General features: G+C 27.9%; 13 protein-coding genes. 11 read left to right on the top strand and 2 right to left on the bottom strand.

Annotation, left to right across the window (positions count from 1 at the left end; all coding sequences use genetic code 11):
- Positions 1–26: 26 nt before the first annotated feature.
- From CRIB_RS11525 to CRIB_RS11515, 3 genes are all read left to right on the top strand, one after another.
- Positions 27–821, top strand: a complete 795-nt coding sequence (locus CRIB_RS11525; protein ID WP_180702471.1) for an MBL fold metallo-hydrolase — start codon at positions 27–29, stop codon at positions 819–821.
- Between the two features lie 35 nt (positions 822–856).
- Positions 857–1336 (top strand): 23S rRNA (pseudouridine(1915)-N(3))-methyltransferase RlmH, encoded by a 480-nt coding sequence (gene rlmH, locus CRIB_RS11520; RefSeq protein WP_180702470.1) that lies wholly within the window; start codon positions 857–859, stop codon positions 1334–1336.
- Positions 1337–1488: 152 nt separating this feature from the next.
- On the top strand, positions 1489–2544 hold the full coding sequence (locus CRIB_RS11515; RefSeq protein ID WP_180702469.1) for an ABC transporter substrate-binding protein: 1056 nt from the start codon (positions 1489–1491) through the stop codon (positions 2542–2544).
- Between the two features lie 48 nt (positions 2545–2592).
- On the opposite strand, the gene CRIB_RS11510 is transcribed toward CRIB_RS11515, so the two are convergent.
- A complete protein-coding gene (locus CRIB_RS11510; RefSeq protein WP_180702468.1) occupies positions 2593–3972 on the bottom strand; it encodes a GntP family permease in 1380 nt (459 codons plus the stop codon).
- A gap of 361 nt (positions 3973–4333) precedes the next feature.
- On the opposite strand from CRIB_RS11510, the gene CRIB_RS11505 reads away from it, so the two are divergent.
- The 5 genes from CRIB_RS11505 (at position 4334) to CRIB_RS11485 (ending at position 9148) form a co-directional block, all read left to right on the top strand.
- On the top strand, positions 4334–4789 hold the full coding sequence (locus CRIB_RS11505; protein ID WP_180702467.1) for a DIP1984 family protein: 456 nt from the start codon (positions 4334–4336) through the stop codon (positions 4787–4789).
- Between the two features lie 1059 nt (positions 4790–5848).
- Positions 5849–7111, top strand: coding sequence for an MFS transporter (locus CRIB_RS11500; RefSeq protein WP_180702466.1), 1263 nt, complete (start codon positions 5849–5851; stop codon positions 7109–7111).
- A 201-nt stretch (positions 7112–7312) separates the two neighbouring features.
- Positions 7313–7654, top strand: a complete 342-nt coding sequence (locus CRIB_RS11495) for a zinc ribbon domain-containing protein YjdM (protein ID WP_180702465.1) — start codon at positions 7313–7315, stop codon at positions 7652–7654.
- A gap of 114 nt (positions 7655–7768) precedes the next feature.
- Positions 7769–8401, top strand: coding sequence for a DUF488 domain-containing protein (locus CRIB_RS11490; RefSeq protein ID WP_180702464.1), 633 nt, complete (start codon positions 7769–7771; stop codon positions 8399–8401).
- 99 nt (positions 8402–8500) lie between these two features.
- Positions 8501–9148 (top strand): YitT family protein, encoded by a 648-nt coding sequence (locus tag CRIB_RS11485; protein ID WP_180702463.1) that lies wholly within the window; start codon positions 8501–8503, stop codon positions 9146–9148.
- A 101-nt stretch (positions 9149–9249) separates the two neighbouring features.
- Here CRIB_RS11485 and CRIB_RS11480 read toward each other — a convergent pair whose 3' ends face one another.
- On the bottom strand, positions 9250–9975 hold the full coding sequence (locus tag CRIB_RS11480) for a tRNA 2-thiocytidine biosynthesis TtcA family protein (protein WP_330404876.1): 726 nt from the start codon (positions 9973–9975) through the stop codon (positions 9250–9252).
- A 233-nt stretch (positions 9976–10208) separates the two neighbouring features.
- Between CRIB_RS11480 and CRIB_RS11475 the strand changes: the two genes are divergently transcribed.
- Genes CRIB_RS11475 through CRIB_RS11465 form a run of 3 tightly spaced genes read left to right on the top strand, consistent with a single transcriptional unit; the run spans position 10209 to position 13754 of the window.
- Entirely contained in the window at positions 10209–10664 is a 456-nt protein-coding gene (locus CRIB_RS11475) for an S-ribosylhomocysteine lyase (protein WP_180702462.1), read from the top strand.
- Positions 10665–10669: 5 nt separating this feature from the next.
- Complete coding sequence (locus tag CRIB_RS11470) at positions 10670–11392, top strand: vitamin B12 dependent-methionine synthase activation domain-containing protein (RefSeq protein ID WP_180702461.1); 723 nt, start codon at positions 10670–10672, stop codon at positions 11390–11392.
- Positions 11364–13754, top strand: coding sequence for a homocysteine S-methyltransferase family protein (locus CRIB_RS11465; RefSeq protein ID WP_180702460.1), 2391 nt, complete (start codon positions 11364–11366; stop codon positions 13752–13754). The genes CRIB_RS11470 and CRIB_RS11465 overlap by 29 nt, the downstream gene beginning before the upstream one ends.
- Positions 13755–13842: the final 88 nt, after the last annotated feature.

Genomic DNA, 13842 nt, shown 5'->3' with positions numbered 1-13842 from the left:
ATGACTATAAAGAATGAGGTGACAGTATGCTGAAATATTGTTCAATAGGAAGCGGAAGTAGTGGAAACTGCCATTATATAGGATATAAAGATACCAACATACTAGTAGATGCAGGCCTTAGTGGGAAGAGAATAACTACAGGTCTTGATGATATAAATGTAGATATGGAAAATATAAAAGGAATATTTATTACACACGAGCACTCGGATCATATAAAAGGTGCGGGTATAATATCTAGAAAATATGATATACCTATATTTGCAAATGTAAAGACATGGTGTGCAATGAAGGATAAGCTTGGGGATATAAAAGATAGCAATATGAAAGTATTTGAAAATGATAGAAGCTATTCTTTGGGGGATTTAATAATAAGACCTTTTTCTATATCTCATGATGCATCAGATGCAGTAGGGTATAATTTTTATGCAGAAAATGAGAAGATGTCAATAGCTACAGACATAGGGACGATAACGGATAATATAAGAAGACATTTATATAAATCAAAGTTAGTAGTATTAGAATCAAACTACGACCCTAACATGCTTATGATGGGGTCTTATCCTTACTCATTAAAGAAGAGGGTAATGTCAGATACAGGGCATTTATCAAATGAAGATGCAGCTAAATTTTGTATAGATCTTGTAAAAGAGGGTACAGAAAGAATACTATTAGCTCACTTAAGTAAGGAAAATAACTTTCCAGAGTTAGCGTATGAAACATCTAAATCTATTCTGACTCAAAATGATATAATTATTGGTCAAGATATAAAACTAGATGTTTTATTAAGGGAAGAAGTATCTGATATATATAATGTGAAATAATATATATAAAAGTAGGACGGATTAAGGAGAAATTTATGAATATAAGTATAATCGGTGTAGGTAAAATTAAAGAAAAATATTTAAAGTTAGGGATAGATGAATTTTCAAAGAGATTAACTAAGTATTGTAAATTAGATGTAATAGAGCTTGATGATGAAAAGTGTCCTGAAAATTTAAGTGAAAAGGATATGCTTATTGTTAAAGATAAAGAAGGGAAAAAAATTCTTAGTAAGATAAAGAATAATAGTTATGTTATAGCTCTTGCTATAGACGGTAAAAATTTATCTTCTGAAGAACTTGCAGATACAATTAGTAAGTTAGCAGTTAGAGGTAACAGCCATATAACTTTTGTTATAGGTGGTTCTTTAGGATTGTCAGAGGAAGTTTTAAAAAGAGCAGATTACAAGTTATCTTTTTCTAAGATGACTTTCCCTCATCAATTAATGAGGCTTATATTATTAGAACAAGTTTATAGAGCGTTTAGAATAAATAATAATGAACCGTATCACAAGTAAGGGGACATATTTTGAAAGAAGAAAGAATGAATATTGTATTCATTCTTTTTCTATTTAATAACTTTAAGAGTGATATAATTATAAATAGGGAATTATAAGTTGTAAGATTGGGGTATTAGAATAATTATATAAAAAATAGGAGGAATTATAATATGAAAAAATCATTTAAATTATTAATTTTATCAACTTTTGTCCTGATAATGGGAACATTCTTTGTAGGATGTAATAAAAATTACTCTGAAGAAATAAGCTTTTTTAACTATGGAGAAAACATAGATGAAGAGACTATAAAAGAATTTGAAAAAGAATATGGTATAAAGGTTAATGTGGAAACTTTTGATGATATGGAAACTATGTATCAAAAGGTCAGTAATTCAGGAGTTACATATGATGTTATTTTAGTATCTGATGCTTTAATGCCAAGAATGATTAAGAATAACCTTATTCAAGAACTAAATAAAGATAATATACCTAATATATCTCAGATGGATGAGGAGTACTTAGACCTAAATATAGACCCAGGTAATAAATATTCAGTGCCTTATATGTTTGGAACAGTAGGTCTTATATATAATAAAGATGTAGTAAAAGAAGAAGTAGATAGTTGGGATATATTATGGAATGAAAAATATAAAAATAAAATTTTTATGTTTGACACTTACAGAGATACTATAGGAGTAGCTTTAAAGAAACTAGGATATTCTTTAAATTCAGAGAATCCAAAAGAGATTGAAGAAGCTAAAGAATTATTATTAGAGCAAAGAAAATTAGTAGACCCAGTATATGGAGTAGATAATGGAACAACTATGATTCCAGCAGGAGAATCTGATATAAATATGATTTGGTCTGGAGAAGGCTTAAATCTTCAAGATGAATATCCTAATTTAGCTTATGTAGTACCTAAGGAAGGTGCAAATTTCTGGATTGATAGCTTATGCATACCTTATAATGCTAAAAATGTTTCAGGAGCTGAAAAATTCATAAACTTTGTAAGTGATAAGGAAAGTGCATTGAGAATAGCTGATGAAATAGGTTATACAACTCCGAACAAACAAGCAAGATTAGAACAACCAGAGGAAGTTAGAAATAATCCTAATGCATATATGTCAAAAGAGATAATGGATAGATGCGAAATATATGTTGATTTACCTAAAGATGTTAAAAAATTATATGACAATGCGTGGATACAAATAAAATCAAGTAATTAAAAATAAGATAAAGCTAAATAATTAGTCTTTCCTTATTTTTAATTACTCTTAAGTATATAATATAGATGCAGTAATAACGACCAATGCGGTTACTAATATAGGTATAACAACAGAGGTAATAAAAATATCTTTATAGGAATCCTTATGAGTAAGGCTACAAATAGCAAGTGTTGTTATTACTGCTCCATTATGAGGCAATGTATCAAGTCCACCAGAAGCTAAAGCAGCTATTCTATGCATTATTTCAGGAGAAATATTAAGGGATTGACTCATTGCTATAAAGGTAGATGATAGAGCATCTAGTGTTATAGTAAGTCCTCCAGAGGCAGATGCTGTAATGCCACAAATTATGTTCACTGATAAAGCTTCTGAAATTATTGGATTAGAGGATACATTTAATATCATTGATTGCAAAGCAATAAATACAGGTAATGATTTTATAACACTTCCATATCCAACAATAGCACTAGAACTAAGCAGTGGTAAAAAGGAATTTGATATACCTTCATTAAGAACTTTATTTAAGTTAGAAAATTTCCCAAAGTTAGTTATTATTATAAATAATGTGGATATAACTATAGAGATAATTACACTCCATGTGCCAGACACATTATCTAGTGATAAGTTATATTTACTCAAATAAGAGCCATCGATTAATTGGTAAAATATTTTTGAAAAGAATAAATTACTTAAAAATATAATTAATATAGGTGTTACTGCTAAAAATATACTTGGAATATTCTTATTTTCATTAGGGTTATCTTCAATATGATGATTTCCATATCCTTCTAGATTCGCATGTGCTTTTCTAACGCGATATGTAAGCCAAACTATACCAAGTAATAGCATTAATACACTAGCTATAATTCCTATAAGGGGTGCAGCAAAAGTATCTGTACCAAAGTACCTCATAGGAATAACATTTTGTATTTCAGGAGTACCTGGAAGAGCTGTCATTGTAAAGGTAAATGACCCTAGAGCAATAGTTCCTGGAATCAATCTCTTTGGAATATCAGATTCCTTAAACAAAACATTGGCAATAGGATATAATACGAAGGCAACTGTAAATAAAGAAACCCCTCCATAGGTAAGAAGTGCACCAGCAAATACTACTGCTAATATAGTTTTATTTTTACCTAAATTTTTAGTAATGAAATTTGCTATGGATTTAGCATAAAGAGTTTCTTCCATTAATTTAGCAAATATTGCACCTGTTAAGAAAATAGGGAAGTAGTTCTTTACGAAATTTGCAAACCCACCCATATATACTTCAGTATAATGAACCATTAACTGTGTATTAGTATCTTCACCTATTAAAAATAATGTAAGTAAGGCAACTAAGGGAGCTGTAATAATAGTTGAATACCCTTTGTAGGCTAAGAATATTATCAAAGATAATGATAAAATTAATCCGATTATGCTTATCATATTAAAATCACCTCTTTCAATTCAAAATTTTAAAGTAGCTTATTTTATGATACCCAAAATGATTAAATTAAAAACAAGGTAAGTTGCTCTTACTAGACAACTTATGATAAAAAATATTATATTTGTGATTTCATCTATTTTGAGTTTCTTTCCATATACAGATATAGAAAAATTAAAGAATATACTAATATAATAGAATATAAATAAGACGTTATTTACGAGTTGACTCCACCTTGAAATATAGCAGCACGATGATGTTGACTATATGTAAAATTTATGTATAATTGAAATGAGAAATATGCAAAATGTATTTATATAAATAGTAAGTAACAAAAAAATTGTTAAGAATAAGGTGATCTAAATGAAATTAGCTGAAGCTTTAAATTTAAGAGCCGATCTACAGAAAAGAATTGCAAATTTAAGAGAAAGATTGATAAAAAATGCTAAGGTTCAAGAGGGAGATACACCATCGGAAGAGCCAAATATGCTTTTAAATGAACTAAATGATAACATTATTGAACTTGAAAATATTATAAAATCAATAAATAAAACTAATAGTTCTACTTATATAGGTAATGAAAGTATTTCAGATATTATAGCTAAAAGAGATACCTTAGGATTGAAATTATCTATTTTAAGAAGCTTTATTAGTGAATCTGCTAATAAAATTGAGAGATATTCAAATAAAGAAATAAAAATTTTAAGTACAGTGAATGTAGCTGAACAACAGAAGGAAATAGATAAACTTTCAAAAGAATACAGATTAATAGATACTAAATTACAAGGATTAAATTGGACGACTGATATTATTTCTTAAAGATTTAGATGGTAATTTACAAGGGTGAACATAAGCTCTACTAATTGAGGTGTGAATTAGTGTTATGATAGCATATACGGAACAATGTGCAAATAATAAAAATTAAGTTCAGTAATGTTACAAGAGTAAAGTTATAAATTAATGTAACAACCGTATGTTGACTTGTAAGTGAGAGTGGGATAGGGGCTAATAGATATTTATCTAAAAGTTAATAAAAAGTAGTAAAATAATAGCTATGCCATTAGTGATTGGTATGGCTATTTTTTACAACATAAATGATAAAAATATAACAATAGTTATTACAATTAAAGATTTTAATCTACATAATTTACTAAATATAATTAAATTAAGAAATTAAATAATAAAAAACTAAGTGGGTTAAGAGTAGATATCTATGCGGTAATTTATCAAGGATATAATAAATGAATTTTAAGAAAACATTAATGAAAAGTACAGAATTATAGTTAGTTAGAGTTATTATATATATATTTAAGTAGTGTTTTGGCAATAGATATAGAATAGAAATAAAAAATAATGATGAAGTGAATTTTGAAACTAAATATAGGAATAGAATATTTCATCGACTTTAAATTTAGAGGGAATTTAAAGTTAAATATTTAACTAAAATAGCCGTTTGTTTAGTCATGTTAGCATAAATATTATTTAAACTAATACCATTATTAAATCAGAATGAAAATTTTTATAATTTACTTAATATTCTTTAGAATTTGAAGAGAAAATGGATTAAATGACAAAAAGAAGAGAGATTATAAAAGTGTGTTAGGTAGTAACGTTACTTTATTTTTAGTTTTAGCACGAAATCGTTAAATCTCAACAAAGATAAATAAAATCTAAATTCTGAATAGATAAGTTTTTAATAAATCATTAAAAAAATTAATATAATAAATAAGAAATATCAATTTTACTTATAGATTAAATAGTTGTAGACTAATTAAATGTAGTTAGTAGTCATATTAGACAAATAAATTTAATAACTAATTAAATTATGCCTTTATAGACATTTTTAGTATTAAAACATTTACAAGGAGGAATTATAAAATGCAACAAGCTACAGACGTAAAAACTACAAATGTAAAAAGAAATAAAAGATATTTTATAGTATTCATTTGTGTGTTAATTCAAGCAATACCATATTGTATAGCTCAAAACTTACAAAGTCAGATGCAAACACCAGTATCTCAATCAGGTGTAGTAAGTGAGATAGGATTTACATTATTATACTTTTCAGGAACACTTCCAGCATTATTCAATCCAGCAATAGCTAAAGTGTATGATAAGTTAAAAATTAAATACATCTATGTACTAGGATTAACAATAGCTGGTTTAGGATTCGCATCATACGGGCTTGCTCAAAATGCGATAATGTTTAATGCAAGTGCAATCTGTACACAAATAGGTACAATATTATTCACAGTTTTATCATTACCAATAATGATGGATCATTGGTTCCCAGGCGAAGGTAAAGGTACAGCATTAGGAATAGCATTAGCAGGTGGATCATTAGGTAACGTGTTCTTACAACCAGTAACAGTTAATTTATTAGCTAACCTTGGATGGAGAGGAACATATATAGCATTAGGAGCAGCTATTATAATAATAGGTGTGCCACTAGCATTATTATTTATAAGATTCCCAAAATCAGACGAAGTTGTAGTAGCAACATCATCTAATAAGTCAAATGGAAAACCAGCAAGAGCAAAATTTGATGGTTTATCAGATAAAGAAAATGATAAAAATCCAATATTCTGGATTTTCTGTGCAGGATGTGCATTAATGTGCTTCGCAGTTGTTTCAGTGTCAACACAAGCAATACCAGTATTAGGACAAAAAGGATTTGAACCAGCAAAATTAGGAGTTGCAGGTTCAATATTCGGAGTAGCATGTTTAATAGGTAATGTAGCAGGTGGTAAATTATTCGATAAACTAGGATCATTTGTTCCAATGGTTATATCAGGAATATCTACAATTGCAGCATTATTAATAATGGCATTTATGCCAAATGGAAGTGCAATAGGATTCTTAGTACCTATATGTTCAGGATTAACTGTATATACGATAACATCAGCACCAGCATTTATGCCAGCAGATGTATTTGGACAAAAAGATGGAACAATGAAAATGGCAAAAGTAGGTATGTCTTATGCATTAGGTTGTTCAATTTCACCATTATTATTCTCAACTATATCAAGCAAAATAGGGTTAATAGCTTCATGTATCTTATTTATAGTTGTTGGTGTAGTAGGATATGGATTAAATTTATATGCTCAAATACAAGCAAAAAAAATGTTCGCACAAAAATAAGTTTTATCAATATATAAAAAAATAGGATAGGTCAAATTTGATCTATCCTATTTTTTTGTATAATCAAACACTAGATTAACATCATTTATAATAACGCATATAAACGCAAGGTTTGTCAATATTATAAGAATGTGATATTATATAGAACTATAAGAATCCCAACGTATGGGGAATAACAACAGTAGATGGAGGAAATTAAATATGGAAAACTTACCAAATTGCCCAAAATGTAATTCAGAATATACTTATGAAGATGGAAGTCTATTAGTTTGTCCAGAATGTGCATATGAATGGTCACCAGAGTCAAGCAATGAAGAAGAAAATGTTATAAAAGATGTAAACGGAAATGTATTAAATGATGGAGATTCTGTAACAGTAGTTAAAGACCTTAAAGTAAAAGGAGCATCATCGTCTATAAAAATAGGAACAAAAGTAAAAAACATACGTTTAGTTCCTGATGCAGCAGATGGACACGATATAGAATGCAAGATAGATGGATTTGGAGCTATGAAGTTAAAATCTTCAGTTGTTAAAAAAGCATAATCTAATATTATATAAATTAAAAAGCCGTACCTTTAAAGGTATGGTTTTTTAGTTTATATAATATGGTATAAGGTATAATACTAATATAGAATAATAAGAAACAAGGAGAAATATATGGAAATATTTACTATAGGACATTCAAATTATAATGTAGAGAAGTTAATAGATATGTTAAGATATTATAATATAAATTGTGTTGTAGATATTAGAGGAACTCCGTATTCAAAATATAATGTTCAATATAATAAAGAAACAATAAGACAGACATTGATAAATGAAGGTTTCGTATATATTTATATGGCTAAGGAATTCGCTGCAAAGAGAGAAAATAAAGAGTCATATAATAATGAGGGTTATTCAGATTTTGAAAAAGTTATATATGAGGAAGATTTTAAAAATGGAATAAAACGACTAAAAATTGGATGTGAAAAAGGATATAGAATAGCACTTTTAGGGGCTATGCAGGATCCAATTAGATGTCATAGAAGTATATTAGTGGGACGAGCTTTAGTAGACAATGGATTTATAGTTAAACATATATTAGATGACTATTCTATAGCATCACAAGATGATATAGAAAAAAGTATTTTAGAAAAGTATTTTGAAGACAGAAATCAAATAACAATAGATTATTTACTAGGAACAGATAAAAGTGAAGAGGAAATGATAAAAGAAGCTTATAGACTAGCGAATAAAGAAATTGGGTATAGAATAGAGCGTTTAGATATAAAGAATGACAAGTTGTGATAAAAAATTGTAATTGTTTCCAAATTAATTGTTTTAATTTAGAAAAAGTAATATAATAATTAAGCAAATTTAAAATAGTTATTATATGGAGAGAAGGATATGAAGAAAAATAATTTCGCTGATATAGCAAAAGAATATACTTTACTAACTTTAGGTGTTGTACTAGTTGCTTTTGGAATACAATATTTTTATGCACCGAATGAAATCGCCGGTGGAGGTTTAAGTGGAATGGCTCTAGTAATTAGTCATTATATACCTAGTTTATCAGTTGGAACAATAATCATGATAGGAAACATAATATTATTTGCTATATCGTTTATTTTAATAGGCGGGGATTTTGGATTTAAAACTATATACGCTAGTTTTATGTTGTCATTTGTAATGGATTTTATGGAGAAAGTACTTCATTCGTATGCATTAACAACTAACATGCTTTTAGCAATAATGTTTGGAACTATAATAATAGCAACAGGATTAGGGATAGCATTTGCTATTAATGCTTCTACTGGAGGAACTGATATACTTGCTAAAATATTAAATAAATACTCTACCTTTAATATAGGAATATCATTATTATTAGTAGATTTATTTGTTGTAGTATGTGGTGGAGTAACATTTGGGTTAGATAAAGGTATATATTCATTGTTAGCTGTTATAGCAAATGGATTAATAGTAGACGCTGTAATAGCTAAAATAGAGAAGGTAAAATCTAATAAAATAGAACTAAAAAGTGAAAAAGCAGCATAGAGTAAGAAATCCTATTAATTTTAATAGAATTTTTTCTATGTATAATAATAAATTATAATTAAGAATAAAGATGTATAAATTTTTATAAAAAAAGGATAAAATTATTTAATTTTATCCTTATCCCATATAAATAGCTTCTCACTATTATTCAAAGCACCAAATATGTTTTTCTTAACACCAGGCATAGTACTATTTAATTGAGCTAAAAGTTCTTTAACATCTTGTCTTTTTGTACTACCATTAGCAGGACAAGGGTTAACTATAACTGGATAATTAAATTCTTTAGTTGCTTTTTTAGTCATATATTCTTCAATGTAAACCATAGGTCTTATTACTGTTATGCCTTGTTTATCTAGATATGTTTTTGGTGAAAAACAATTTACTCTTCCTTCATAGAATAAAGACATTATAAATGTTTCTATCGCATCATCTTTGTGATGTCCAAGTGCAACCTTAGTACAACCTAATTTTTTAGCTGTATCATTTAATGCACCCCTTCTTAAATTAGCACATAATGAGCATGGATTTTTTTCTTTTCTTATATCAAAAACTATTTCTTTTATATCTGTTTGCACTTCATGAAATTCTATATCTAAATCCTTACATAGTTTATATAATGGAGAATTATCTACTCCACCAGGATTTAAAGTTATAGCGATAAGTTCAAATTTCTGAGGAGAAAATCTTTGATAGTTTTTTAGTATGTGAAGTAATGTTAAACTATCCTTTCCACCAGAAAGACCTACGGCTATTTTATCATTTTTTTGTATCATATCAAAATCTTGTATAGCTTTACGAGCCTTACTAAGAAGTTTTTGCATAGTCATATTATGTCCTCCATATAAAATGTAAGTAAAAATAACTCAAAACATTATAACAAACTTATTTAAAGGAAACAATGAAAATAAATAGAATTAAATATAAATATTGAAAAACAGTTATATGAATTATATTTTTCGTTAAACGTGAAACATAGAATAATATGTAGATGTATTGTTTGAAATAGGAAAATATATAAGTATTTATGTATAATATAAAATAAATTATGGAGGATAATAAAATGCAAAAAGTAGAAAGTTTTAAACTAGATCATACAAAAGTAAAAGCTCCTTATATAAGAAAATGTTGTGAACTTAAAGGGGCTAAAGGAGATAAGGTTACAAAATTTGATTTAAGATTTTTACAACCAAATGAAGAAGCTTTTGGAACAGCAGCAATGCACGGATTAGAGCATTTATTAGCTACTTATTTAAGAGAAACTTTAGATGATATAATTGATTTATCTCCAATGGGATGCAGAACTGGATTTTATTTAATAATGTGGGGAGAAGTTGAATCACAAACAGTTAAAGATGGATTAGAAAAAGCATTAAAAATGGTTTTAGAAGCAACTGAAATACCAGCAGCTACTAGAGTAGAATGTGGAAACTACAAGGATTTATCTTTATTTGGTGCTAAAGAATATGCAAAAGAAGTTCTAGAAAAGGGATTCTCTCTTAATATATATGGAGATTAATTAAATTGGAAAGAAACTTTGTTAATTCAATAGATATAGATAAAAAGGAAGTTTTAAGATATTTAGAATACAATGGTCAACATATAGATGAAAAATTAGACTACATAATAGATGAGTGCATAAAAATAACTAAAGAAAAAATAAACCCTCGATATACTTTGGGGGTTTATTCTATATTAAAAGAGAAGATAGATAATAGCTACCAAATAAAATTTAAAGATAGTAACATATCTATAAAAAGCAAAGATTTATGTAAACTATTAGATAGTTGTAGACAATGCATTGTACTATCAACTACTTTAGGAATAGATATAGAAAAGCAAATCAAAATAAATTCATACTCAAATCTTACAAAAAGCATTATAATTGATGCTTGTGCAACCACAGCAATAGAAGAATTTTGTGATATACTACAACGTAACATAGAAGAGAAATTAAGAAAAGAAGGCAAATACATAACTAATAGATATAGTCCAGGCTATGGAGATTTACCAATACATATAAATGAAGATATTATAAATTTATTAAATACATCGAAGAAAATAGGTTTAACTATAACTAAAGATAAAATTATGATACCTAGAAAATCAGTTATTGCAATAATAGGTATAACAGAAAATAAAAAAACGTATAAACAAAAATCGTGTTTAGAATGTTCTAACTATAATACCTGCAAATATAAAAAAGAGGGTGATAATTATGGATGTAAGAGAATACATAAAAAATAATATACTGATATTTGATGGTGCTATGGGGACTATGCTTCAACAAAAGGGATTACAAATAGGTGAGAATCCAGAAGTATTTGGATTTAAAAATCCAGATAAACTAATAGATATACATAGATTATATTTAGAAGCAGGTTCAAATGTAATAACAACTAATACATTTGGAGCTAACGAACTTAAGTTAGATAAACTAGGATACACAGTTGAAGAAATCGTAGATAATGCTGTAAATATGGCTAAGATGGCTATAGAAAAATCTGATAAGTCTAAACCTAGATTTGTAGCATTAGATTTAGGACCTATAGGAGAAATGTTAGAGCCAATAGGTACTTTAAGTTTTGATAGAGCATACGAAATATTTAAAAGGCAAGCTATACAAGGAGAAAAATCAGGTGCAAATTTAATAATTATAGAAACTATGATGGATTTATATGAAGCTAAAGCAGCTGTTTTAGCTGCAAAGGAAAATACAAATTTACCAGTATTTTGTACTATGACTTTTGATGAAAATGGAAGAAGCTTTACTGGTTGTATGCCAGAAAGTATGGTTGCAACTATAGAGGGATTAGGTGTAGATGCTATAGGAGTAAATTGTTCATTAGGACCCAAACAGCTAATGCCTATAGTAGAAAAGATATCAAAAATGGCTACGGTTCCAATAATTGTACAAGCTAATGCAGGACTTCCTGAAATAGTTAATGGTCAAGCAATATATAATGTAGATGCTGAAGAATTTTTTATTGGGGTTGAGAAATTTGCTCAATTAGGAGCATCTATAATAGGTGGATGTTGCGGAACAAATCCAGAATTTATAAAGAAAATTTCAGAAAATATATCAATTCTAAAAAAAGTAGAAATAGAAAAAAATAATAGTTGTGTAGTATGCTCTCCATCAAAATTTATAGAAATAAAAGCTCCAACAGTTATAGGTGAAAGAATAAACCCAACAGGTAGAAAGCTCCTAAAGGAGTCTCTTATAAATGAAAATCTTGATTACGTAATAAATCTAGGATTAGAGCAAATAGAAGGTGGAGCGGATATTTTAAATGTTAATATAGGATTACCCAATATAGACGAAAAAAGGATGATGCCAAAAGTTATAAAAGAAATACAGTCAGTTATAGATGTTCCATTACAAGTGGATTCTTCAAATATAGAGGCATTAGAGCAAGGTTTAAGATATTATAATGGAAAAACTATAGCAAACTCTGTAAATGGAAAAGAAGAATTACTTAATGCTATATTGCCTATAGTAAAAAAATATGGAGCATGTATAGTTGGTCTTACTTTAGATGAAAAAGGTATACCAAGTACAGCAGAAGGTAGATTTAAAATTGCAGAAAAAATAGTAAATAAGGCATTATCTTATGGAATAAAGAGAGAAGATATATTTATAGATTGTCTTTCATTAACAGTTTCAGCTCAACAAGAAGAAGCATTAGAAACTCTAAAATGCATTAAGATGGTAAAAGAAAAATTAGGGGTAAAAACTATATTAGGAGTATCGAATATATCGTTTGGTGTTCCAAATAGAAGGGCTTTAAATAATACATACTTAAATTTAGCTTTATCTGCAGGATTAGATTTACCAATAATAAATCCTAATGAAGAGGGAATAATGGAAACCATAAATGCATTTAAAGTTATAAACAATATAGATAAAGGTTGTGTAAAATACATAGAGAAGTATAGTGATTGTAAGCAAAATAATATTATTAAAGCCACTAATGATAGAAAAAATGATTTATCTTTAGAGAGCATAGTAGAGCATGGTTTAAAAGAAAATGCAAAAGATGCTACATTAAATCTTTTGAAAGAGTACGATGAAAATTATGTATTAGATGAAGTTTTAATTCCATCTTTAGATATGGTAGGAAAAAAATATGATAAAGGTGAAATATTCTTGCCTCAATTAATACAGTCAGCAGAAACTGTAAAAGTTTCTTTGAATACTATAAAAGAGACTTTAGCAAAGAATAATACCAATATAGTATCAAAAGGAAAAATAATAGTAGCAACTGTAAAAGGAGATATTCACGACATAGGTAAAAATATAGTAAAGATAATGCTAGAAAACTATGGATATGAAGTAATTGATCTAGGTAAAGATGTACCTATAGAAGAAGTTGTAAATCACTCAAAGAAAAATAACATACAATTAGTTGGGTTGAGTGCATTAATGACTACAACCGTTCATAGCATGAAAGAAACTATAGATGCACTAAGAAAAGAAGGATTAAATACAAAAGTATTTGTAGGAGGAGCTGTTCTTACTGAAGAATATGCAAAAGATATGGGGGCTGATTATTATTCAAAAGATGCAAAATCGGCAGTAGAAATAGCAAAATTGAACTTTAATTAAAGAAAATAGGGAATTTTCCCTATTTTTTTTGAGCAACGGATACATCCGTAGCGGTAGCAAGGAGGCATCGCTGGTGACATGAGCAAAG

Origin of the sequence: Romboutsia ilealis (assembly GCF_900015215.1) — a bacterium.
Classification (GTDB): Bacteria; Bacillota; Clostridia; order Peptostreptococcales; family Peptostreptococcaceae; genus Romboutsia; species Romboutsia ilealis.
Note: the sequence above shows the minus strand (reverse complement) of the source record. Positions and strands in the feature narration are given on the sequence as shown.